Raw genomic sequence first — 24,607 nt, forward strand, 5'->3', positions numbered from 1 at the left:
TTTTATTTATAAGCACCCTTACTATTAAATATCAATTAAAAGTCAGAAGATGAAACAACACACAACTAATTACATCAACACCTTTATTGAAGTAGCCGAAGACTGCCCTGTTTCCCAGGCTCAGATACCTCCTGAGAAAAAAGAAAAAACAATTGCCAGTCTTCAATATGAGAAACTTATAAAAAATCCCTATCAATATTCATCAGATGATATCATTTTTGAATGTTATGCTATTAAAAATGATATTTCAGAAAGCAAAAAGCAGGAAGAAAGAGAAAAATTCTTTTCCAAAGGTCAGGCATGCCTCCGATCTTCTCCATTAGCTAAAAGATATGGATTTGGAATCCATCATAATACAGATAAGAAAATTGCTCTGTTCCTTATAGAAAGTAAAGAATATCAGGATTTATTGAATAGCACTTCTGTCACAAAAACAAAAGCCATGCGTTCCAAAAGAAAATGATTGAGAAAATGAATCATTATTTTCAGATCAATAAATGCTATTCTTTTGAAAACATCAGCTTTTAACACTAAATTTGTGGTACAAATTATTAAAAGATATGAACTACCATACCAGAAAATGGGTAAAACCTGAAGACTTAAATCCAAATCACTCTCTTTTTGGGGGAAGACTCCTGCAATGGATTGACGAAGAAGCCGCATTGTATGCCATTATCCAGTTAGAAAACACAAAAGTAGTCACCAAATTTATCTCTGAGATTAATTTCGTCAGCTCTGCTAAACAGGGAGACATTATAGAAATAGGTATTGAGGCAACTCATTTCGGGTCCTCATCCGTTACTTTAAGATGTGATGTGCGGAATAAAATGACCCATCAAACTATTATTACTGTAGAAAAAATCGTGATGGTAAACCTGGATGCGGAAGGCAACCCTGCTCCCCATGGCAAAACCCAGATTGAATTTGTAAAAGACAGATTAAACAGTAATCTATGAAAATCTTCATAAAAAATATGGTGTGCAACAGGTGCATTGCGGCAGTAGAAAATATTTTCCGTAATGCTAATGTAAAAACAAGCACCGTTGTATTAGGTGAAGCAGAAACTGAAACTGAAGTTTCTCCTGAAAAAATGCAGGCCATAGAAAAAGAACTGCTTGATACAGGCTTTGAAAGAATCATGGATTCCGCGCATCAGATTGTTGAAAAAATCAAAAACCTGATCATTATAAAGATCAGCGATCTTGATATTGCTGAAGATTTTCTGCTTTCAGAATTTTTAAGTTCAAAACTTCATAAAGACTACAGTTCACTTTCCAAAGCATTTTCACAAAACGAAAATATTACATTAGAACAGTTTTTCATTCTTCAGAAAATCGAAAAGGTGAAAGAACTTCTTCTCTACAACGAATTCAATCTTACTGAAATTGCAGGAAAGCTTGGCTATAAAAGCGTTCAGCATCTTTCTACCCAATTCCGGAATATAACCGGGTTCCCTCCTACTGAATTCAAAAAACTTAAAGAACATAACCGTAAAACGCTTGACAATCTATAAGTAAGAGAGTTTGAGCGTTTGAGAGTGAAGGAGTTAAATATTTGTATTTCACTTACAAACTCTTAAACGCTCACACCCTACAACTCTCCCACTCTAACACTCTCCAACCCTAAAACTCATCCTCTCCTAATTTTATAACTATTATCCTTAAATTTATAACAACCTTAGCATTCCATTTTGGAAATTTGTAGTATAAATTTAAGAATCATGGAACAACAGTATAAAATACTCGGAATGACCTGTTCCGGCTGCCAGAAAAAAATTTCAAATCAACTGAACAGTGTTGAAGGTGTTCAAGCAGATGTCAATCTGGAAAACAATACCGCAACAATTACTTCCAGTCATGGAGTAAAGCTTTCAGTTTTAAATGATGCTTTGGCAGAAATAGGAAAATACAGACTTGAAGACCCAAATAATCCTGAGAAAGCCTTTGTAAAACCTCAGGACCGTGTATCTCCGTCTTCAGTATACTATTGTCCAATGGAGTGCGAAGGAGATAAAGTATATTTTAAACAAGGTGAAAGATGCCCTGTCTGCAAAATGTACCTGGTACCTATTGAAGAAAAACTCGCCAAAGACCCCAATCATAAACCAACCTTTTCCACAACCAATCTTCCGGAAAACTTTAAAGACAATATAGGAAAATATTATTGTCCGATGTTTTGCGAAGGAGATAAAGTGTACGATGAAAAAGGAGACTGCCCGGTTTGCCATATGCATTTAGAACCGATAACGGAAGAGCTTGTTCAAAAAGGAAGTTCACATCAACAACATTCTCACTCCCACGCTCATCATCATCATGATCATCACAGCCATAACCACGAGGCTTCTAAAGTAACTGATGAAATGGCAGGCAGGTATTACTGTCCAATGTATTGTGAAGGAGACAAAACCTATGATTCTAATGTAGGATGCCCTGTCTGTGGTATGGACCTGGTAAAGTATCCTGAAAAGAAAACTGCAAAATATACATGTCCTATGCATCCGGAAATTATTCGTGATGAACCTGGAGACTGCCCGATCTGTGGAATGGATCTCGTAAGAATGCCGGACAGCAGTGATGATGAAGAGGATGAAACATACAATATATTAAAGAAAAAATTCATTACTTCACTAGCATTTACGATTCCCGTTTTCATTCTATCAATGGGCGGAATGTTGATCAATTTTCCTTTTTCCCATCAGATTCAGGGATTTATCGAACTTGCTTTAACGCTTCCGGTGATGTTTTATTCCGGATGGTTTCTCTTGAAAAGAGGAGGGGTTTCTTTCAAAACATGGAATCTCAACATGTTCAGTCTTATTGCGCTGGGTGTGGCTGCCGCATTTATTTTCAGTATTGTGGCTTTAGTATTTCCGGACATTATTCCGCATGAAATTCGTGGACATAATCATGAAATTCCATTATATTTTGAAGCTGTCTGTGTGATTTTAACCCTTGTTATTTTAGGCCAGCTGATGGAAGCTGCTGCTCATAAGAAAACAGGTAATGCCATCAAAGAACTGATGAATCTTTCTCCGGACGAAGCCAACCTTATGGTGAATGGTGAAGAAAAGAAAGTGTTGCTTTCTCAGGTAAAAATTGGAGATTTATTAAAAGTAAAACCGGGTGAAAAAATTCCCGTAGACGGAAAAATTACTGAGGGAAATTCTATTGTAGACGAAAGTATGATCACAGGTGAACCCGTTCCTGTTGAAAAGAATATAGATGATAAAGTTTCTTCAGGAACGATAAATGGTAATCAGGTATTCATCATGAAGGCTGAGAAAGTAGGTGATGAAACACTGCTTTCACAGATCATTAAAATGGTGAATGAAGCCAGCCGAAGCAAAGCTCCGATCCAGAAACTCACTGACAAGGTTTCAAAAGTATTCGTTCCCGTTGTAATTCTTATTGCCGTACTTACTTTTATTCTGTGGCAGTTTTTCGGCCCGGAAGGAAAAAGAACTTTATTTGCATTCGTGAACGCTGTTGCAGTTTTAATTGTAGCATGTCCGTGTGCCCTGGGACTGGCAACTCCTATGTCTTTAATGGTAGGAATCGGGAAAGGCGCCAAAAACGGAATTCTGATCAAAAACGCAGAAGCTCTGGAACAAATGAACAAAGTAAATGTTTTGATCACGGATAAAACAGGAACTTTAACGGAAGGAAAACCTTCAGTAGAACATATTGAAACCGTAACCGGAGATCAGAATCAGATTTTAAAACTGGCTTTCTCTTTAAATCAGAATTCAGAGCACCCACTTTCCAATGCTGTAATAAAAAGAGCGAAAGAAGAAAATATAACTCCTGAAAAAGTAGATCAGTTTGAGAATATTTCGGGAAAAGGAGTCAAAGGAAATATCAATGTTAAAACAGCTTATTTAGGAAACGAAAGCCTGTTAACCTCACATCAGATCACCATTCCGGAAAGTTTAAAGCAAAAAGCTGTGGAAGTACAGTCAAAGGCACATACGATCTCTTATATTGCACAAAATCAGCAGGTGCTTGGTTTCATAAGCTTTACAGATAAAATAAAAGAAAGTTCCAAAAAAGCAGTTAAACAGCTGATGAGCGAAGGAATTGATGTGATTATGATGACTGGAGATAATGAGCACACAGCCAAAGCCGTTGCCGATGAATTAGGAATCAAACATTTCAAAGCCAACTGTCTTCCGGAAGATAAACTGAATGAGGTAAAAAGGCTGCAAAAGCAAGGTAAGATTGTAGCCATGACCGGAGATGGAATCAATGACTCTCCTGCCCTTGCACAATCAAATGTAGGAATTGCCATGGGAACAGGAACAGATGTAGCCATTGAAAGTGCTGAGATCACCTTGTTAAAAGGAGATATTCTGGGAGTTGCAAAAGCGAAATTATTAAGTGAAAAACTTCTCAAAAACATTAAAGAAAACCTGTTCTTCGCGTTCATCTATAATGTACTGGGAGTTCCGGTAGCGGCAGGATTATTGTATCCATTCTTTGGAATTCTGCTATCACCAATGATTGCAGCTGCAGCAATGAGCTTCAGTTCCCTGTCTGTGATTCTGAATTCATTGAGATTAAACTCCGTGGATCTGGATATAAAATAACATTATGATAAAAGAAAATCTTTACATAGGGTGCTCAGGATTTTATAATAACGACTGGAAAGGGTCTTTATATCCTGAAAATGCCCAAAGTAAAGATTTTCTTTCTTTATACTCCAAAACATTCAACGCGGTAGAAATCAACTCTACCTTTTATAGAAAGCCAACATCAAAAACACTTTTGAAATGGCATGATGAAACTCCTGATTCTTTCAGGTTTTTCATTAAAATTCCAAAATCCATTTCCCATCAAAACCGCCTTGAAAATTCAAAGGAAGACATTGCAGCCTTCTGCAAACACATTCAAAGTAATCTGAAAGGTAAACTTGCAGGATTTCTCTATCAACTTCCTCCTTCTTTTAAAAATACAGCAGAAAATACAGAACGGATAATCAGTTCTATTGATCACACATTCCTTAATGTAATTGAATTCCGTCACAGCTCATGGTGGCAAAAAGAAATATTCGTTTTTTTAAAACAACATAATATCGTCTTCTCAGGTGTAAGTTTTCCAGGTGATCTTCCTGAAGAACTTATTATTAATCATCCGGAGATCCTCTATTACAGGCTTCACGGAATACCCCTTCTTTACAAATCTGAATACAGCGAACATTTTTTGAATGAACTTGCCGGGAAGATTAAAAACGCTCAACGAACCGCTTTTATATTTTTCAATAATACCTGGGGAACTGCAGCCATCAAAAATTCACTTTACTTAAAAAGTATTTTAAAATAACGAACAGCTGCAATTATTTGATTGTTAAAATAAAATAATTCCCTATCAAATGAAGAATATTAAAAGTGTAATAAAAATAGAAAAAGACTATCGTTTACACATTTATAAATGTTAAGATTTAAAGAAAACAAAACAATAAATCTACAATTGATCAAGCAATTGAAATCTCCTTTAAAATAAAGTTCTTAAAATAAACTTAAAAAGAAAAAACCTGCACAGCATGGCATGTAATTTGTTAACTTTCAACTGTTATTTTTAACGATTTTTAACAAATTAAATTCCATTATCTTTATGAGAAAAATTTTTGCGGGAAAGTCAACAAATAAGACTTTTCTCGGGATGTTTGCATTGATGAGTGCAACTTCGGCTTTATTGTATAGCTGTAATTTCAAGAATGAAGTGAAGAGCGACCCCGTCGTCAATTCACAGGAGCATCCTTCCGCAGAAATACCCTCCAAAATGGACGATGAAAGCATAGATCCGGATAAAAGAGTGATCTACCTTACCTTTGATGACGGACCCAATCAGGGAACCGAAAATCTTTTAAAAATCCTGGACAAAAGAAATGTTTGTGCAACTGCCTTTCTGGTAGGGAAACATGCCTATGGAAGCAAAAAACAGAAAGATGATCTGCAGCTTCTGAAGCAAAACCCTCTTGTAGAACTGGCCAACCACAGCTTTAGCCACGCCCATAACAAATACACTGATTTTTATAAAAATGCTGAGTCTGTAGTCCACGATTTTGAGATCGCCAAAGACAGCCTGAAGCTTTCCGATAAAATAGCAAGAACTCCCGGAAGAAATATCTGGAGGCTGAACAATATTAACGTAACCGATATCAAAAGTTCTACTGCAGCGGCAGATGGTCTTAAAAAAGCAGGTTATAAAGTAATCGGCTGGGATCTTGAATGGAGACCTTCCCAGAAAATGACTTTAAAAGGAAGCCATGAAGCAATGATCAAGAAAGTTGACAGTATTTTCTTTAACGATCTTGAGAAAACTTCAAGACACCTTGTTTTCCTTACTCATGATCAATATCTCAGAGATACAGACTCTATCAATGAGCTGGATCTGTTTATTGAAAAATTACAGAAAAGCAACAAGTTTGTTTTCAGAAAGATTTCTCAATATCCTAAGATCAATGAAGTTTTGAATTAATTTTCATATAAAAAAAACAATGTAAAATGTATCCATCACTGGCAACTGTCAGGGAATTTTCGGAAATTTGCATCTATGAGTATTAAAGAAAATTATAAATCTATAAAAGATCAGCTGCCATCCAATGTTCAGCTGGTTGCTGTCTCTAAAACGCATCCCGCTTCTGCAGTTCAGGAAGTATATGATCTGGGACAGAGAGTTTTTGGAGAAAATAAGGTACAGGAACTGATGGAGAAATCCCCTCTTCTTCCTCAGGATATCCAATGGCATCTTATCGGCCACTTACAGACCAATAAAGTAAAATACATTGCTCCTTTCATAGATACGATACAAAGTGTGGATTCTGAAAAATTATTAGCAGAAATCAACAAAGAGTCAGGAAAGAACAACAGGGTCATCAAGGTTCTGCTGCAGGTAAAAATTGCCGCTGAGGAAAGTAAATTCGGACTTGAAATCACTGAGGCGAAAGATCTGTTTCAGCTGTATTTTGAAGGTCAATTCCCTAATGTTGAAATTACCGGTTTAATGGGAATGGCAACATTCACAAATGATGAGCAGCAGGTAAGAAATGAATTTTTAATCCTGAAGGGTCTTTTTGATGAATTAAATCAATTAAAAACACTAAATACATTATCAATGGGAATGAGTGATGATTTCCCGACAGCTATTGAGTGTGGTGCTAACTCTGTGAGAGTTGGATCTGCAATTTTTGGAAGAAGAGACTATTCAAAATAGAATATTTAGGTACAGTTTTTGCTAATAATTGAAACAAAAAATTTAAATTTGCAACTATGCAAAAAATCCTTATAGTAGAAGACGAAAAAGCAATCTCGGGAGTACTTCACAGTATTCTTTCGGATGAATTAACCGATTATGAATTTGTTATCGCTGAAGACGGCCTTGAAGGTTACAAACAGGTAGAAAAAGAAGATTTCGCATTGGTGATCTCTGATATCAAAATGCCTAAACTTTCTGGAACTGAACTTTTGAAGCAAAGTCTCGCATTAAAACCAGAAACTACTTTTATCATGATCTCAGGCCACGCAGACATTGATTCTGCTGTTTCCTGTTTGAAAGAGGGTGCATACGATTTTATCTCCAAGCCAATTGATATCAACAGATTGATCACGAGCGTGAAAAACGCTTTGGTGAAGGAAACCCTGAAGAAAGAAAACAAAAATCTTCAGACTGAAAACAAAACCTTAAAGAGAAAAGTAAATAAAAAATACCAGATGATCGGTGATTCTCCTGCTCTTCAAAAGATTCAGGATATGATCGAAAAAGTAGCCGTTTCTGATGCCAGAGTTCTGATTACAGGACCTAACGGTGCTGGAAAAGAATTGGTAGCTCATGCCATCCACAATCAAAGTGAACGTGCAAGAGGCCCTATGATAGAAGTAAACTGTGCTGCAATTCCATCTGAACTTATTGAATCTGAACTTTTCGGACACGTAAAAGGTTCTTTTACAGGGGCTATTAAAGATAAGCAGGGAAAATTTGAACAGGCTAACGGCGGTACAATCTTCCTTGATGAGATTGGTGATATGAGCCTTATTGCTCAGGCTAAGGTATTGAGAGCTCTTCAGGAAAGCAAAGTTTCTCCTGTAGGAAGTGATAAAGAAATAAAAGTTGACGTAAGAGTAATTGCAGCAACCAATAAGAATATGCAGAAAGAAATTGAGGAAGGGAAATTCAGAGAAGATCTTTACCACAGACTTTCTGTTATTGAAATCTATGTTCCGCCATTGGATGACAGAAAAGAGGATATCAAATTGCTGGTTGAGCATTTCTCAGGTATGATTGCTGATGAGCATGGTACTGCTGTGAAAAAGTTTGATGATAAAGCTGTTGATGCTTTAAAATCCCTTTCATGGACTGGAAATATCAGGGAGTTAAGGAATGTTGTGGAGAGATTGATTATTCTTGGTGGAAACACTGTTTCTGAAGGTGACGTTGCAAGTTTTGTAAGGAAATAATAAAGCTATTATTTACGATATTATAAAAATTTGCAGTGTTACCACTGCAAATTTTTTTTTGCCCTATTTGAATTATAAACTATATGAATCTTAAAATATTATGAAATTTTTAAACAAAAACTATACGAAAGAATGCCTGACTTTGGCTCTGCCTGTGATGCTTACCCAGGTGGGGCAGGTTTCCGTAAACTTATTCGATAATATTATTGTCGGAAAACTTTTGGGTGCTGATGCGTTGGCATCCGTTTCATTGGGGAATGCTGTATTTTTCTCCATATTTGTATTAGCTCTGGGCTTTTCATTTGCTATCCCTCCATTGGTTTCGGAAGCACATTCAAGACAGGATCATGCTACAATCAATTCTGTTTTCAGTCACGGTTTTATCATCAATATGGCTGTTGGGGTGATCCTGATGGTAATCTTACTTATGGGGATGCCACTACTCTATCACTCCGGGCAGCCAGCCAAAATCATTCCTGATACAGTAGGTTTCTTAAGTATCATGGTGGTCAGTATGATCCCATTTATGGCATTTCAGACGCTTCGTGAGGTTTCCGAAGGTTTGTCCTATACCATTGGAGTTACCAAGGCAACTATTATCGCGAATATCATCAATATTGCCTTAAACTATGTCTTTATCAAAGGACTTTGGGGAATTCCTGCAATGGGTGTACAGGGTTCTGCTCTGGCAACCCTGATTTCCAGAATTTTCATGGTTGTTTTCCTGTATTTTGTTTTGGTGAAAGAAGAAAAAACAAGACGCTATATCAAAGACTTCTCTTTAAAAATTAAGGATTTCTCAAAGCAAATGTTTGATAAAATGGTGAAACTGGGACTGCCTACAGCCCTACAGATGTTCTTTGAGGTAACCGCTTTTGCCGGAGCTGCATTTATCTGCGGACTGATCTCTGCTCATGATATTGCTTCCCACCAGATCGCCTTAAGTATGGCCTCTTTCACCTTTAACTTATGTGTTGGGTTTAGTGTTGCTTCTACAGTAATGATCGGAAGAAAAGTGGGTGAACAGAATTTTGTGGAACTCAGAAAGGTAGGAATCAACAACCTGAAGATTGCCTTTATTTTCATGTGTATCTGTGGATTGGTATTTATTTTAGGAAGAAATATACTCCCAACCTTTTTCACCAAAAAAGAAGAAGTGGAAGTGATTACCCTGGCATCAAAACTAATGATTATCGCAGCGCTGTTCCAGCTTTCTGACGGAATTCAGGTAACTGCTTTAGGAATGTTGAGAGGTTTACAGGATGTGAAAATTCCATCTATTTACACTTTTATTGCTTATTGGGTAATTACCATTCCTTTGGGATATTTCTTGTGTGTAACCCTGGAAATGGGAGCATTCGGAATGTGGATTGCACTCGGATTAGGATTGACAGTTTCTGCTGTTTTCCTGGTAAAACGATTCCTGAATATGTCTGCGAAAAGAATTAAGCAGAATTCATAAAAAATAAAAATCGTAAATATTGACGCAGAGTTTTTGAGCTCTGCGTTTTTTATTGAACTTTATTATTTCTAATTTCGTAATGATGAAAATATAAGTCAACTATGGATTTAACTAAAGAAGACCTTCGAAACGATGCCCAAACTTATGATTTTAGCTTTGAAAGATTAAAGATCATCATTAATGGGCTTAAAAATGCTTTAAATTATTTATCAGACAGTGAACTTAGCATTGATTGGTGGGGAACTATGGATGAAAAGTATGAACATGAATCAATATGTAATCTGGCTATTCTTGCTTTTGAACACTATCTAAAAACAACCATAGAAGATTATAAAATCGTTAACGAAGAGGACAACTCTCAACTCTATTATTCCGAGCCCAATATTTCATTGATTTTTATCTTGGCAAAATATTTAAAAAATGAACTGGAATCTCCGCAAAAAGCTTTGAGTCATTATAATTTAAATATTCATGATTACCCTGTATACAATGGCGTTATTGCCCTAAATTCCCGAAGAGATCTAGATGAAATTGTGAAGCAGATAAAAACATGGAGAAATAAAATTATTACTATATATTATGCTGAATAAATAGAAAATAGCTGTTCAAATTTAAGACAGCTATTTTTTTATTTAAGTTATATTTTTTTAAGTTCTGTTTTTTACCAATCTATTCTCTTTCCTAAGATCTTAAGACTTCTTTCAACACCATCCAAAATTGCTACATTAGGCAGACTTCCCCAATCTTCAAATCCAAAGTGTCTGAATAACTTCAAACTGGGCTCATTATGAAGGAAAATAAGCGCTACAAGATTTTTTACTCCAAATTTTCCGGCATTATCAATACAATACTGAAGAATGGTTTTTCCATACCCTTTTCCTCTGCAGGCTTCATCCAGATAAATGCTTACTTCCACCGTTCCATTGTATGCTGCTCTCTCATGAAATGAACTGAAACTTACCCAACCAATGATCTGGCTTTGTTCATCTTCAACCACCCAAAGTGGTCTTGTCTGAGGGTTATGCTCTTCAAACCACTTTAGTTTGCTTTCTACAGAGACTTCTTCCATATCTGCAGTAACCATTCTTGAAGCGATTGTTGAATTATATATGGCTACGATTTTGTTTAAATCTTCCAACTCAGCATTTCTGAACTTTAATTTTTCCATGAATATTGGATTCAACTTATTTTAATGCAAAAATACTAAAATTTAAAATCACCCCTATAAAATTTCAATATTTTATCTAAATTTCAATATTAAAACAAAATACCCCCTCAAATAAAACACACATTTCTTCATTTCAATCAAATATAGAACTTTCTTTATTTAAAATCGCAAAGACGCAATGGAGTGCAAGATTTTGCTGTTTTTAAAGCGCGAAGATTTTATCTCCGATAAAATTGAATACCACTATTTTTACCGCTCGCAGATTATGCAAATTAAACAGATCATAATGAAAAGATCTGCAAAATCTTCTCAATCTGCGAGAAAATTAAACTACTTTTTATTTGCTGAAAATCTCACATTGAGCGAAGTCAAAATGTTCTTGCACTTTAAAGACATATAATTGTAAGATTCTTTGCGTTTGCAGCAAAATCATTTCAAATCTTTCAAGATTCTATTCAAGCTTCTTACCGCAATTCCGAGATAAGCCGCCATATTCTCTTTGGAAATCTGAATATTCTGCTTAGACTGCATTTGCAATAACTGTCTTAAAGTATGTTCCACCGTATATAACTGTTGATAGGACGCTCTGCTGGAAGTATTGATAATCCGCTCTGCAAAAGACTCTAAAAGAAAATTATTCAGGACAAGATCGTTTTTAATCAAAGATTTGAAAGCAGGAATTTTCACTGCATACACCGTCACTTCCGTGAGGGCTTCAATACTGCACAGACAGTTTATATTCTTGATAAGCTCCACTTCCCCTATCACTTCCCCACTTCCTAGGAATTCTAAAATATATTCTTTCCCGTTCTCTTCGACAAAATAACACTTGACAATCCCTTTTTTAATCAACATCACATGCGAAGGCTGATGATCCTGTACTAATATTTTATTCCCTGCAGAAAAAGATTGTAATGTAATCTCATCACTACCGTTCTGTTTTTCATACAGATCGTCAAGATAATTTAAAAATGTCTGATTCGTCCTTAACATATTCACCCGGGACAATTGTCCTTTGCTTATTTAATTTTTATACTGAATTTTGCGAACAGAAAATTACAAAACAAAAATGAATAATCATATTACTACAATCGCCTTTGATGCAGATGACACCCTTTGGATCAATGAACCCTATTTTCAGGAGGCAGAAAAAGAATTCTGCATACTGCTTGAGGATTATCTTCCACAACATTCGGTATCACAGGAATTATTTAAAGCGGAAATGCAGAATCTCCATCTGTACGGTTATGGTGTAAAAGGATTTATGCTTTGTATGATTGAAACGATTGGCAGGGTTTCCAATAACACTGCTTCGTTGGAACTGGTGAATAAAGCCATTCTGCTGGGTCAGAATCTTCTTCAGAAACCTATTGTATTATTGGATGGAGTTACAGAAACACTTGAAAGCTTAAAGGGGAAATACAGGCTGGTTGTAGCTACGAAAGGAGATCTCCTGGATCAGGAACGTAAACTGAAAAACTCCGGATTACAGAATTATTTCCATCATATTGAGATCATGAGTGATAAAAAAGAAAATGATTACAAAAAGCTTCTGAAACATCTGGACTGCAAGCCTGAAAACTTCCTGATGCTTGGGAATTCTATAAAATCAGACATCCTTCCGGTATTGGAAATCGGAGGATCAGCAGCTCATATTCCTTACCATGTCACATGGAGCCATGAACAGCATGATGTCAATCTGGAACATCCAAATTTTATGGAGCTTAAGAATGTTGATGAAATTCTGAAGTATCTTTAATATTTAAACCATTAAGATTTATTAAGCTAATAAGATTATTAAGATAAGCTTCGCTTTAAGCAATTACATCTATAAAGTTTTAATTAATATTTTTTAAACAAAAAAAGAGACTGTTTGTGATAAACAGTCTCTTTTATAATTTATTTCTTCAAACACTTTTCAAGGAACTGATCCTGTTCCCATAAAAGGTGTAAGATGTTTTCTTTAGCCTGATATCCATGAGCTTCTTTTGGAAGAAGAACCATTTTTACCGGAGCACCCAGATTTTTTAATGCCTGGAAGTATCTTTCCGTCTGCAAAGTAAATGTTCCAGGGTTGTTATCTGCATCACCGTGAATCAGAAGAAGCGGTGTTTTCATTTTATCAGCATTCATGAACGGAGACATGGTATTGTAAATCTCCGGAACATCCCAATAGTTTCTCTGCTCACTCTGGAACCCGAATGGTGTCAAAGTTCTGTTGTAAGCACCACTTCTTGCAATTCCACATGCAAAAAGGTTTGAATGTGTCAAAAGGTTTGCTGTCATAAAAGCTCCGTAAGAATGTCCGCCTACAGCAACTTTCTTTCTGTCAATATATCCCAGATGATCCACTGCATCAATTGCTGCTGCTGCATTAGCTACCAGCTGTGGGATAAAAGTATCATTAGGTTCAGTTTTTCCTTCGCCAATAATCGGAAAAGCGGCATCATCCAGAACTGCATATCCTTTCGTTGTCCAGTATACAAAAGATCCGTAATATGGGAATGTAAAGTCGTTCGGGTTTTGGGTGTTCTGCCCTGCTGTATTTTTATCTTTATATTCTGTAGGATAAGCCCAAATCAGCAACGGAAGCTTCTCTTTTTTCGCTTTCCTGTCATAATTAGCAGGAAGATAAAGCGTTCCTGTTAAAGTAACACCATCATTTCTCTTGTAAGTAATCACTTCTTTGTAAACGTCTTTGATGCTTTCAAAAGGGTTTGCAAAGTTGGTTACCGCTTCTGCTTTATTAGATTTAATATTCTTTTTGAAATAATTTGGATAAAGGCTTGGTGACTGTTGGGTAGTAAGAATTTCACCTTTTGAAGCATTAAGAATATCAATGATTTCTTCTTTGCCATTTTTTATATTGGAAGTGTAAAGTCTTTTCTTTTTCAGTGATTTCACATCCATTTCGTCAATAAAAGGGTGCTGGCCATCTTTGGTAAATCCATCTCCGATCAGGTATGCTTTTCCGCCTTTCATGTCTATTACATATCTTCCGTACTGATTTTTCGTGGTGTTAAAATGCCCCGGATCACTGTAAACATCCTGATAATTTCTGTCATCAAACACTTTAGATTCTCCATTATTGATATCTATCAGGTAAGATTTTGTATTTCTTGTATCATACCAGCCTTCAGAAACAATGGCATAATGATCATTGGTCCATACTACGTCATCATATCTCTGTTTCGTTTTGAAGAAAGATTTTGGTGCTGCTGTAAATGGGGCTTCCCAGGTAAATATCTCGTCTCTGTAGTCCGCTGTTTTAGACTGATCTCCTCCATCCAAAGCTTCAGCATAGGTAAGTGTAGCAGGAGCATCACTTCTCCATGTCATATCTCTTTTTCCGGTTCTTACAGAGGAGAATCCTTTTGGCATTATTTCGTTCAAAGGAACTTCATTCACTGTTTTTACAGCATTTCCTTTCATATCATAAATAACCGTTGTAGATGGAAATCTGTTGAGTGGAACGATATAGGAAAACGGCTTTTTAATCGTTGTAGCCATCAGATAATTTCCGTCAGGAGAAAAGCTTAATCCGGCATACATATCCTGGTCTTTCAATTTTTTCAGATTTCCTGTAAGGTCTACATTATAAATTTCAGAAGCAGTAAGCGTTTCAAAGTTTTTTTCGTCCTGAGGATTTTTCAAAAGGTCCTGATAAGTTCTGTTCTGAGAAACTTTACCATCCGCTGTTGAAACAATCGGGCCGGTTGGAAGATCTTTGCTTGCATCTATCAGAGCAGGTCGGTTTTGTGGAAGTGTTCTGATCAGGAAGCTTTGAGAATCATTATACCATACATAAGGCATTCCTAAATTGGCATTCAGATTATCAGCTGTAATTTTTTTGGCAGAAGCTGTTTCCATATCTACGATCCAAAGCTCTACTCCTTTATTTGTTGTATTGGTAAAAGCCAGTTTCTTTTCATCCGGTGAAAATGAAACATAAGCAATTTTCGGGTTGGAAGGCAGATTTTTTACCTGAATCTCATTTTTATCATTGATCTTTCTGATCTTCAGATTATTTGAGTAGGTCATACTGCTTGAAATATTAGTAACCGGGTTGATTCTAAGCCCGCCAAGTTTCATCTCATTCTGGCTGAGATCTTCAAGTGTTTTATATGTGGGACGATAAGTAAAAACTACCCAGTCTTTTTTGCTATTCATCAGAACACTTGGAGGTCTTTCATAATCTGCCAGTTTTAAAATTTCGGCAGAAGGTTTCTGATACGTAATATTTTCCTGTGCATCATAAAAATTGAGAAATGCCAGAAGGCAAATAGTCAGTTTTATCTTCATATAAATTCATTTTCTACGAATGTAGTGAATTTTAACATATTTCTAACACTAAAAAATAAGACTCTTTTTGGTGTCATATTTATTTTTTCGTTACTTTTATCTTACAAATTAAAATAATATGAAAAATTTAAGAAAATTATCAAAGAGCAATTTGAAAACGATTAAAGGAGGAAATGCTCCATTATGTGATGCAGGCTTTATGGCTTGCAGAGTAAGAGATGAAAACGGAAAGTTGATCTGGGATTGCTTACCAAATTGCAATTATTAAGAACAGAAAAGGCACTTCATTTTCTGAAGTGCCTTTCTTTTATTTTGTATTGTTTTTATTGTGAGATTACCAGTCTGAAGCTCTTTTTCTTCTTTCTATCATATGATCTACAGAAAATTTTCCAGCCCCTATTACCATAAGCAAAAGATAAACGGAAAGATAAACCAGCGCCATTTCTCTTTTCTCAAAAGGATCTGCTCCATGTACTGCAAAAGCAGCTATGATCATGGTAAAGACCAAAAAACCTAAAGAAACTCTTGTAAAAAGCCCTAATATAAGTAGTATTGAACAAACAAATTCAGCAAAAACTGTAAGAATCAGAGAGATCTGAGGCCCAAGTCCCATAAAATCGAAAAACTCGATTTTACCGCCCGCCAATAACATCTGAAGTTTCGGAAAGCCATGAGACAGCATTGCAAAACCAACAAATACTCTCACTGCTAATAAAATAACATCTTTAGGTATTGAGCTCCAATTTGAATTATTATAGTTCATTTACTAAAAAATTTATACTAAGGTAATAAAAATCTTTTAATACAACGGGATTCCAGCCGTTTTAGTTTATCGGTAACCGAAATTTTTAAGATCTCTGTCGTTCTTTCTCCAGTCTTTTTTCACTTTTACAAATAAATTTAAGTGAATTTTTTTGGTAAAGAATTTCTCAAGATCTATTCTTGCTTCAGTTCCTACTTTTTTGATGGCCTCTCCTTTGTGCCCGATAATAATTCCTTTCTGAGTATCTCTTTCTACGTAAATAATAGAATCTATAAAGATAATTCCTTCTTTCTCCTTGAACTGCTCAGTTACTACTTCTACAGAATATGGAATTTCTTTATCATAATTCAAAAGAATTTTCTCACGTATTGCTTCATTTACAAAGAATCTTTCGGGTTTATCCGTGTACTGATCTTTATCGTAGTAAGGAGGATTTTCAGGAAGCAGCGATTTTATTTTAGGTAAAATGACTTCTGTATTAAAGGCATTTAAAGCAGAAATAGGAAGAATCTCAGCTTTCGGAATTCTGTTGTGCCAGTCTTCTACTAATTTTTCAAGGCCTGCCTGATCGGTCTGATCTACTTTATTTAATAAAAGAAGTACAGGTACAGGGATTTTATTCAGTTTATCAATTAAAAATTCTGAAGGTTCCGCTTTATCGGTAACGTCTACAATAAACAGAAAAACATCGGCATCCTGTAAAGAGTCCTTTACAAAATCCATCATTTTTTCCTGTAATCCGTATTTTGGATCCAATACTCCCGGAGTATCAGAAAATACGATCTGAAGGTCATCTTCATTATAAATACCAAAAATTCTGTGGCGGGTTGTCTGAGCTTTCTGCGTTACAATCGCCAACTTCTCTCCCATTAATTGGTTGAGCAAGGTCGATTTTCCCGCATTGGGCTTTCCAACTATATTTACAAATCCTGCTTTGTGCATAAAAATAATATTACGAACTGCAAAGTTACTAAAACAAAATTGGTCTTTACAGTTAATCTCAATATTTAAAAGAAAAAAGAGAGTCATATTGTGAAATAAGGGATGTTGGAAGCTTCAACCACCCCGGCAAAAATTCTTTGAATTTTTGCCACCCCTCCAATGGATGTGAATTTTGCCTCTATTCTTTGTAATCTTGGCGATAAATAAGTTGAATTCGGGATAATTCTGATCACATTCATTACAAGATTTCTGATAAAAATTATAAGATAATTTTGTATTGCATCACCTAAAACTGATATTTTTGAATATTAGAATTCATCTTTATGAATATAGACCAGATTCTTGATAAGGTTTACCTTCTTCCTGAAGCATCAAAAAACAGTTTAAAAGAGCATATCACTGAGGTTTCTCATCCTAAAGGTTTTTGCCTGATGGAAGCTGATAAAGTGATTCCCTATCTTTATTTTATCCGTAAAGGGATCGCACGTGCCTATTCTTCCACCGCTGATAATGATATTACATTCTGGTTTGGAAGTGAGGGACAGTGTATTCTTTCTATGAAAAGCTATGTGGAGGATAAACCCGGCTATGAAAGCATAGAACTGCTGGAAGACTGTGATCTGTACAGAATGGAAACAGAAAGCCTCAGAAAACTGTTTAATGAAGATATCCATATTGCCAACTGGGGCCGAAAACTGGCAGAAGCAGAAATGATAAAATCTGAAGAACTTATTATTTCCAGACAGTTTAAAACTTCGCTGGAGCGCTATAAAGATATTATAGCCTATCAGCCAGACTTGCTTAAAAGAGTTCAGCTGGGTTATATTGCTTCATATCTTGGAATTACGCAAGTAAGCTTGAGTAGAATACGGGCAGAAATCAAGTAAATTAAAAAATTGAAGAATTTAAAGATTTAAAAATTCTGTGATTCTTTATGTATGTTTTGGTTAAAGTCAAAGGAATGATTATTTATATTGAAAGCGAATTAAAGTTCGCTCCTATTGATTATGATCACCTAATTTTTCTTCCATCTTCCAGCTCCCATCTTCCTTTCTTCAATCTTTCCACATCTTCATTTTTTAACAATTGTAAAATTTTTTCTCACATCAAATTCTGAAATTTGCAGTAGAAAAATTTAAAAAATGAATTGGTTAATATTAGTTATCGCAGGATTATTTGAAGTTGCCTTCGCATCATGTCTGGGTAAGGCAAAAGAAACATCAGGAACTGAAATGTACCTGTGGTATGCAGGTTTTCTGGTAACAATGACAATCAGTATGCTTTTGCTGATCAAAGCTACTCAGACATTGCCAATTGGTACTGCTTATGCGGTATGGACAGGAATTGGGGCTGTAGGAACGGCTCTAATGGGAATTATTTTCTTCAAAGATCCCGTAAGCTTCTGGAGAGTTTTCTTTATTGTAACGCTTATTGGTTCTGTAGTAGGTTTAAAAGCTGTGTCTTCCTCACACTAAAAAGTGCATAAACTTCTATCAATATTTAAAATGGAACCGTCTTCGTAATGAAGGCGGTTTTTTTAACATCATTTTTAGAATCTGATTAATTTAACAAGAAAGAGGAATTCTTTTATATCTTTATGGGAAACTTTTAACTCATGAAAAAAATAATACTCCTTTTAGCAGGCAGTTTATTAACCGCTCAGCAAACCTCTGAATTACTTTCCAATAGCTGGTATATTTCTAAAATGGTAACAAGCAGCGGCCAGACAACTAATACTCCTTTAATAGATAATGGAGTTCCTGCCACTACATTTAATTCGGCGGGAGGAACAAGCTATGTTATTAATTCTAGGTATTATAATACTTCAATAATGGGTTTCGGAATTATGCCCGGAAGCAACAATCTTATCAAAACATCAAGCTCATGTACTCTTTTGTTTTATAACGGTGGAAATGCAGCGCCTGTTCGTGCTTATGATCAGAAAAACTGTGACATTTATGGCTTAGGAGCTTATGCCTCCATATACAGTTACCAAATTACAACCAATGGCAATGTAAAAACCCTGGTGATGACAGATCCTTCAGGAAACAAAATCTATTATAACAATACTGCACAACTAAGCACTAAAGAAGCTGAAGCAGCCACAAAAATCTTTAAAGCGTATCCAAACCCTGTAAAAGAGGTTTTGCATCTTGAAAATATTGAAAAAGACCTTCCGCTTAAGATTTACGACTTGTCAGGAAAACTGATATTTGAAACCAGAACTAACCGCAGCAAAACTTCAATTAATACAAGCAGCCTACAGAAAGGGCAATATATTGTATCAGTGGAAAATTATAAATCTTACCCCTTTATTAAAGAATAAAATTACATTATAAAAAACCCGTTTCAATAGTTGAAACGGGTTTTTGTCTTATTTTTTGTAAACTATAGGTAAGATTTCGTTGTGTCTTAACCCATATTTTTTAATTTCTTCTTCTGAGAATTTCTGTGAATAAAAGTTAGGTTCTGTTTCAAAGCCTGCTTTTCTTAATCGGTCAAAATAATCCATTCCGTACCAGCGGACATGATCATATTGGCCGAAGTGTTTCTGGCGTTCTTTAGGGTCTTTAATGGTAAAATCTTCGTAGGTTTTTTCCAATGAATTTTTCATCGGAACCTGAAGAATCCCCCATCCGCCGGGCTTCATTACCCTGTATAGCTCACTTATTGCTTTGGCATCGTCTTCAATATGTTCCAGAACATGGTTACAGAAAATAATATCAAAACTTTCATCTTCAAAAGGTAAATCCAGGATATCAGCTTTCACATCTACAATCGGAGAGTATAGGTCTGCCGAAATATAGTTCAGGTTACTCATTCTCTTGAATTTCCTTAAAAATTCCTGTTCAGGAGCAATATGCAGAACTTTATAATTTTTAATGAAAAAATCAGTTTCGTTCTGAAGATACAGCCACATCTGACGGTGTCTCTCTAAACTTAGCGTTCCCGGAGACAGAGCATTTTCTCTTTGTTTTCCATATCCGTATGGAAGAAATTTTCTATAAGATCTTCCATCAATAGGGTCATAAAACTCATCCCCTTTGAAAAACTGATAAATAAGCGGTCTTGCCCAGATGCTCATTTTAATAAGCATAGGACGTGGAATTTTATTCAGTAAAAGCTTAGTTAACTTTTTCATTAAAAATCCAGTTGGAACTGCTTTTCTTCATCACTTACAATCCCTAAAGCTTCGTATACATAATCAAATGTTGAAAGTAATACCGGCTTACCATTGATTACAGCTACATCATGCTCGAAGTGAGCAGATGGCATATTATCCAAAGTTGTTACCGTCCAGCCGTCATTATGGAACTTCACTTTCTCAGTTCCCATGTTAACCATCGGCTCGATAGCAATTGCTAAACCGTCTTTAATTACTTTTCCGCTTCCTTGTCTTCCGTAGTTAGGAACCTGTGGGTCTTCATGCATTTTTCTTCCCAATCCGTGTCCTACAAGCTCTCTTACCACTCCATATCCTTCTTTTTCACAATGTGCCTGGATTGCATGGGAGATATCTCCTATTCTTTTTCCTCTCACACACTGCTCAATTCCTTTGTACAGAGATTCTTTGGTAACCTGTAGTAATTTTTTAACTTCAGGCTTCACTTCCCCGATTTCAAAAGTGTAGGCATGATCTCCTACAAAACCGTTCAGAATAACTCCACAGTCCACAGAAAGAACATCTCCTTCTTTTACCACATCATTGTTTGGGAAACCATGAACTACCTGCTCATTCGGAGAGATACAAAGAGAATTTGGAAATCCTCCGTACCCTAAAAATGCAGGCTCAGCACCATGATCTTTGATAAAATCATGAGCAAGTTTATCTAAATATAAGGTCGTAATCCCTGGTTTGATTTCTTTTGCCAACATTCCCAATGTTTTAGAAACCAGTCGGGCACTCTCCTTCATAAGACGTAATTCGTCTATCGTTTTTAATTGAATCATTGTTGTATAGATATTAGATATCAGATGTTAGAAGCTAGAGTACAGCATTATGTGTATTTCTATATTATAACAATCTATAGACTCTTTTCGATAAAAACAGAAACTTTGATTAGCCGTTAAAAACTAACGTCTAATTTCTAGCTTCTAATTTCTATATTCTACCAAAAAAGTCCTTTTTTCTTTTCTTTTTTAAGTTTTGAATAGGCAAGAATTTCTTTTCCTTCTACACGGAATTCTATTCTTTCCTGAATAATGTTATAGATCTCACCCCAACCTGGGAATCCTCCTAAATTTCTGTCGTCAATAAACCAATCTGCATCTAATTTTCTGGATTGAGTTTCATGATCAAAAACTTCTCCTTCAAAGCTTGAGTTTACGGCGTAAAATTCTATTCCATTTTTTTTACAGAATTCTACAGCTTCATCTAATGTTTTTCCGTGTCTGTAAGTCCAAAGAATAAGTCTGTATCCTTCAGCCTGAAGTCTTTTTAAAGTTTCGAATGCAAAAGTTTTCGGTTTTCCGATTGCCGGGTAAGCATCATCAACAATAGTCCCGTCAAAGTCAACAGCAATCTTTTTATTATTTAACATTTTGTTCTTTTTTTAGCTTTGCAAAGATAAGAAATAAAAAGAGTGCCAAAAAGAAAGGCACTCAATAACTTTTATATTTTAAATAATATTACAGATCTTATTAGCTTTTTACCCATCTAAACTGGAACTGAAGATCCGGAGTAGAAACTCTGTCTGTGATCTTCTGAAGTCTTGCAGGAAGTTTCATCAGGTATTCCTGAGCTTTTTCTGCTTTTTCTGTAAGTCCTTTTACATGCTCAATTTTCCATTCATCTAAAAGGTCTTTCATAATATTGATATAATCCTGACCTGTATATACCATACATCTTTGTGCGGCATCTGAGAAATGTCCCCAAAGTTCTCCAGCCTTTTGTCCTGACTGTCTCATCAGGTGAGCAGGCATTACAATTTTCTTACGCATCATATCTTCAAATGCAAGAATCATTTCTGAAGGGTCTACTTCAAGGATTTTAGCTACGAAATGTTTGTATGCTTTAGCGTGTCTTGCTTCATCTGCAGCAATTACCCCACACATTTTCGCCAATTTTCCGTTTCCGGATTGTTTTGCCAGCGTTCCTACTCTTCTGTGAGAAATATTAGTAGCTGTTTCCTGAAAACTTGTATAAATGAAGTTTCTGTACGGGTCCATACTTGTTCCCAAATCGAATCCGTCATTAATAAGGTATTGAGTAGTGATTTCCACTTCTCTCATATTTACTCTTCCGCACAGATAAAGATATTTGTTTAATAAATCTCCGTGTCTGTTTTCTTCAGCTGTCCATGCTCTTACCCAGTTGGCCCAGCCTAATTTTTCTTCCTGATTGATTCCATCAACTCCCATTAACCAAGATTCATAGGAAGGAAGAGCTTCTTCTGTGATACAATCCCCGATCAGTGTTACAAAAAGATCATAAGGCATTTCGCGGGCAAAAGTCTGAATTTCTTCTAAGTCGTGTTTAAATTCTTCGCTTGAAGGATCTGGTAAATAATCGGAAGGCTGCCAGATTTTTTCAATTGGCGTTAAAAATTTATCAAGAAAAGAACCTACTTCCTTTTCCAATAATCCCATTACTTCTTTCCTTACAAGCTTTTGATACATTTTACTATTCAGTTTTAATTTACAAAGATATGATTTATTTATTATTTAGCGCATAATAAAGTATGCAAGTCATACTTTATCTGACATAAATCATAAAAGAATGCCGCTATACAAGGTATAACGGCATTCTTTTGACAATATTATTGAATTTTAATCAACTAAAACATCTCCCGTCATTGCAGCCGGTATTTCAACGCCCATTACTTTAAGGATTGTAGGGGCTACATCTCCCAATTTTCCTGGTTTTAAATTCCAGGTCTGGTCTTTATCCATTACGATGAAAGGCACAAGATTGGTTGAGTGCTGTGTATTAGGAGTTCCATCCGGATTCATCATTACGTCTGAGTTTCCGTGATCGGCAAGAATAAAAACAGCATATCCGTTTTCATAAGCAGCTGTTGCTACTTTTTCAATGCATTGATCTACAACCTCAGCAGCTTTTACGGCAGCTTCAAAAACTCCTGTATGCCCTACCATATCTGTATTGGCAAAATTTAAGCAAACAAAATCAGCTGTCCCCTGTTCCAGTTCCGGCACGATAGCATTGGTGATATCATATGCTGACATTTCCGGCTTCAGATCGTAGGTAGGAACGTCTTTCGGGCTTGGACAAAGCAGTCTTTTCTCCCCTTCAAACTCCTGCTCTCTTCCTCCTGAAAAGAAGAAGGTAACGTGTGGATATTTCTCTGTTTCTGCAATTCTAATCTGGGTTTTTCCATTTTTTTCAAGAATTTCTCCCATTGTTTCCGTTAATACATTTTCATCAAAAACGACCTGTACATTCTGGAATGTTTTATCATAGTTCGTTAATGTGATATAATAAAGGTTCAGCTTTTTCATATCATATTCCGGGAAATCCTTCTGAGAAAGAACTTCTGTAATTTCTCTACCTCTGTCTGTACGGAAATTGAAGCAGATCACTACGTCATTATCAATAATTTTTGCCACCGGCACTACATTTCCTGTAGCTGTAGTATTCATTAAAATAATTGGTTTCAGGAATTCATCGGTAACATTATTATCATAAGAAGCTTTAATAGAAGCCAAGGCATCTGTTGATGGTTCACCTACTCCTTCTACAAGGGCATCATAGGCCAGTTTTACACGCTCCCATCTTTTATCTCTGTCCATCGCATAATATCTTCCTACCACTGTTGCCAGTTTTCCTGTAGTAGCATCCATATGCTTCTGAAGCTCATCAATAAATCCTAATCCAGAGTGCGGATCACAGTCTCTGCCATCCGTAAATGCGTGAACAAAAACGTTCTCATTTAATCCGAATTCTTTTGCCGCTGTTAGTAATCCTTTTAAGTGATTGATATGGGAGTGTACACCTCCATTGGAAACCAATCCGATAAAGTGTACTTTTTTATTTTCTTTTTTTGCGTATTCAAAAGCATCCTGAATCACTTTTTCCTGACCCAATGTTCCGTTCTCAACCGCCATATTCAGTTTCACCAGGTTTTGGTATACTACTCTTCCGGCTCCCAGATTCATGTGTCCTACTTCAGAATTCCCCATCTGTCCGGCTGGTAAACCTACCGCCAATCCACTTGCTTCAAGTGTAGTGTGCGGAAATTTCTGGTAACAGCTGTCTATGAATGGTGTATTTGCTTTATCTATTGCAGAAACGTTAGGGTTTGTTCCCAATCCCCATCCGTCAAGAATTGCCAGTATTGCTTTTTTCGACATTTTGTAAAACTTTTGTTAGACAAATTTACCTAATTTCCTATGAATAGAAGAATTTGAAGGACCTAATTTTATTGATTATTGATCATCAGGATGATATCGCAGATAATCCGGGAATGATCAGATGAATTTCTATTGAATGAAAAAGATCATTTTTATCATAAAATTTCATCTACAATTCCCTTCATTAGTCATTAAATCTTTTTAATT

The 24,607-nt window shown here is 35.9% G+C and carries 25 protein-coding genes; 15 read left to right on the plus strand and 10 right to left on the minus strand.

Translation table 11 applies throughout. The features are described from left to right. The first annotated feature begins 49 nt into the window (after positions 1–49). The 10 genes from SFA27_RS12535 to SFA27_RS12580 all read left to right on the plus strand — a co-directional run bounded on the left by SFA27_RS12535 (position 50) and on the right by SFA27_RS12580 (position 10,504). Complete coding sequence (locus tag SFA27_RS12535) at positions 50–463, plus strand: DUF6157 family protein (protein WP_407292402.1); 414 nt, start codon at positions 50–52, stop codon at positions 461–463. 97 nt (positions 464–560) lie between these two features. Beyond that, entirely contained in the window at positions 561–956 is a 396-nt protein-coding gene (locus SFA27_RS12540; protein WP_407292405.1) for an acyl-CoA thioesterase, read from the plus strand. Continuing rightward, positions 953–1,513, plus strand: a complete 561-nt coding sequence (locus SFA27_RS12545; protein WP_407292407.1) for a helix-turn-helix domain-containing protein — start codon at positions 953–955, stop codon at positions 1,511–1,513. Before SFA27_RS12540 ends, SFA27_RS12545 begins: the two co-directional genes overlap by 4 nt. 207 nt (positions 1,514–1,720) lie before the next feature. Continuing rightward, positions 1,721–4,585, plus strand: coding sequence for a heavy metal translocating P-type ATPase (locus SFA27_RS12550; RefSeq protein WP_407292410.1), 2,865 nt, complete (start codon positions 1,721–1,723; stop codon positions 4,583–4,585). Between the two features lie 4 nt (positions 4,586–4,589). Beyond that, the gene (locus tag SFA27_RS12555; RefSeq protein ID WP_407292413.1) at positions 4,590–5,318 is read left to right on the plus strand and encodes a DUF72 domain-containing protein; all 729 of its coding nucleotides are present in this window, start codon (positions 4,590–4,592) and stop codon (positions 5,316–5,318) included. 291 nt (positions 5,319–5,609) lie between these two features. Then, positions 5,610–6,476 carry a polysaccharide deacetylase family protein gene (locus SFA27_RS12560; protein ID WP_407292416.1) on the plus strand — a complete coding sequence of 289 codons (867 nt, stop codon included), beginning with the start codon at positions 5,610–5,612 and terminating at the stop codon, positions 6,474–6,476. A gap of 75 nt (positions 6,477–6,551) precedes the next feature. After that, positions 6,552–7,211: a YggS family pyridoxal phosphate-dependent enzyme gene (locus tag SFA27_RS12565; protein WP_407292418.1), complete on the plus strand. Its 660-nt coding sequence runs from the start codon at positions 6,552–6,554 to the stop codon at positions 7,209–7,211. A 56-nt stretch (positions 7,212–7,267) separates the two neighbouring features. Further along, entirely contained in the window at positions 7,268–8,452 is a 1,185-nt protein-coding gene (locus SFA27_RS12570; RefSeq protein ID WP_047375267.1) for a sigma-54 dependent transcriptional regulator, read from the plus strand. A 100-nt stretch (positions 8,453–8,552) separates the two neighbouring features. Further along, on the plus strand, positions 8,553–9,914 hold the full coding sequence (locus SFA27_RS12575; RefSeq protein ID WP_264518101.1) for an MATE family efflux transporter: 1,362 nt from the start codon (positions 8,553–8,555) through the stop codon (positions 9,912–9,914). A 101-nt stretch (positions 9,915–10,015) separates the two neighbouring features. Beyond that, a complete protein-coding gene (locus SFA27_RS12580; protein WP_407292422.1) occupies positions 10,016–10,504 on the plus strand; it encodes a hypothetical protein in 489 nt (162 codons plus the stop codon). 71 nt (positions 10,505–10,575) lie between these two features. Here the strand turns inward: SFA27_RS12580 and SFA27_RS12585 are convergent, their stop codons facing one another. After that, positions 10,576–11,082 carry a GNAT family N-acetyltransferase gene (locus tag SFA27_RS12585; RefSeq protein WP_407292425.1) on the minus strand — a complete coding sequence of 169 codons (507 nt, stop codon included), beginning with the start codon at positions 11,080–11,082 and terminating at the stop codon, positions 10,576–10,578. 429 nt (positions 11,083–11,511) lie between these two features. After that, positions 11,512–12,075 carry a Crp/Fnr family transcriptional regulator gene (locus SFA27_RS12590; protein ID WP_407292428.1) on the minus strand — a complete coding sequence of 188 codons (564 nt, stop codon included), beginning with the start codon at positions 12,073–12,075 and terminating at the stop codon, positions 11,512–11,514. 76 nt (positions 12,076–12,151) lie between these two features. Here SFA27_RS12590 and SFA27_RS12595 point away from each other — a divergent pair, with 76 nt between their 5' ends. Next, positions 12,152–12,841 (plus strand): HAD family hydrolase, encoded by a 690-nt coding sequence (locus SFA27_RS12595; RefSeq protein ID WP_407292430.1) that lies wholly within the window; start codon positions 12,152–12,154, stop codon positions 12,839–12,841. 140 nt (positions 12,842–12,981) lie between these two features. Here SFA27_RS12595 and SFA27_RS12600 read toward each other — a convergent pair whose 3' ends face one another. Next, positions 12,982–15,384, minus strand: a complete 2,403-nt coding sequence (locus SFA27_RS12600) for a prolyl oligopeptidase family serine peptidase (RefSeq protein ID WP_407292433.1) — start codon at positions 15,382–15,384, stop codon at positions 12,982–12,984. 118 nt (positions 15,385–15,502) lie between these two features. Between SFA27_RS12600 and SFA27_RS12605 the strand changes: the two genes are divergently transcribed. Continuing rightward, on the plus strand, positions 15,503–15,652 hold the full coding sequence (locus SFA27_RS12605; protein WP_156118358.1) for a bacteriocin-like protein: 150 nt from the start codon (positions 15,503–15,505) through the stop codon (positions 15,650–15,652). Between the two features lie 66 nt (positions 15,653–15,718). Here SFA27_RS12605 and SFA27_RS12610 read toward each other — a convergent pair whose 3' ends face one another. Beyond that, positions 15,719–16,147, minus strand: coding sequence for a DoxX family protein (locus SFA27_RS12610; protein ID WP_047375278.1), 429 nt, complete (start codon positions 16,145–16,147; stop codon positions 15,719–15,721). 66 nt (positions 16,148–16,213) lie between these two features. Continuing rightward, a complete protein-coding gene (gene era / locus SFA27_RS12615) occupies positions 16,214–17,089 on the minus strand; it encodes a GTPase Era (RefSeq protein ID WP_047375280.1) in 876 nt (291 codons plus the stop codon). 323 nt (positions 17,090–17,412) lie between these two features. Between era and SFA27_RS12620 the strand changes: the two genes are divergently transcribed. The 3 genes from SFA27_RS12620 (at position 17,413) to SFA27_RS12630 (ending at position 19,415) form a co-directional block, all read left to right on the plus strand. Further along, positions 17,413–17,976: a Crp/Fnr family transcriptional regulator gene (locus tag SFA27_RS12620; RefSeq protein ID WP_047375282.1), complete on the plus strand. Its 564-nt coding sequence runs from the start codon at positions 17,413–17,415 to the stop codon at positions 17,974–17,976. A gap of 255 nt (positions 17,977–18,231) precedes the next feature. Continuing rightward, positions 18,232–18,564 (plus strand): multidrug efflux SMR transporter, encoded by a 333-nt coding sequence (locus tag SFA27_RS12625; protein WP_034696733.1) that lies wholly within the window; start codon positions 18,232–18,234, stop codon positions 18,562–18,564. 140 nt (positions 18,565–18,704) lie between these two features. After that, positions 18,705–19,415 carry a T9SS type A sorting domain-containing protein gene (locus SFA27_RS12630; protein WP_407292439.1) on the plus strand — a complete coding sequence of 237 codons (711 nt, stop codon included), beginning with the start codon at positions 18,705–18,707 and terminating at the stop codon, positions 19,413–19,415. 48 nt (positions 19,416–19,463) lie between these two features. Here SFA27_RS12630 and SFA27_RS12635 read toward each other — a convergent pair whose 3' ends face one another. From SFA27_RS12635 to gpmI, 5 genes are all read right to left on the minus strand, one after another. After that, complete coding sequence (locus SFA27_RS12635) at positions 19,464–20,231, minus strand: class I SAM-dependent methyltransferase (RefSeq protein ID WP_407292441.1); 768 nt, start codon at positions 20,229–20,231, stop codon at positions 19,464–19,466. After that, positions 20,231–21,040, minus strand: coding sequence for a type I methionyl aminopeptidase (map, locus tag SFA27_RS12640; protein WP_255815025.1), 810 nt, complete (start codon positions 21,038–21,040; stop codon positions 20,231–20,233). The genes SFA27_RS12635 and map overlap by 1 nt, the downstream gene beginning before the upstream one ends. 158 nt (positions 21,041–21,198) lie before the next feature. Next, positions 21,199–21,630, minus strand: a complete 432-nt coding sequence (locus tag SFA27_RS12645; protein WP_047375289.1) for a BT0820 family HAD-type phosphatase — start codon at positions 21,628–21,630, stop codon at positions 21,199–21,201. A 100-nt stretch (positions 21,631–21,730) separates the two neighbouring features. After that, positions 21,731–22,708, minus strand: a complete 978-nt coding sequence (locus tag SFA27_RS12650) for an acyl-ACP desaturase (RefSeq protein ID WP_047375291.1) — start codon at positions 22,706–22,708, stop codon at positions 21,731–21,733. Between the two features lie 150 nt (positions 22,709–22,858). Beyond that, positions 22,859–24,400 (minus strand): 2,3-bisphosphoglycerate-independent phosphoglycerate mutase, encoded by a 1,542-nt coding sequence (gene gpmI / locus SFA27_RS12655; protein WP_407292445.1) that lies wholly within the window; start codon positions 24,398–24,400, stop codon positions 22,859–22,861. Positions 24,401–24,607 lie beyond the last annotated feature (207 nt).

This window comes from Chryseobacterium sp. HR92 (genome assembly GCF_045689405.1).
Lineage (GTDB): Bacteria > Bacteroidota > Bacteroidia > Flavobacteriales > Weeksellaceae > Chryseobacterium > Chryseobacterium viscerum_A.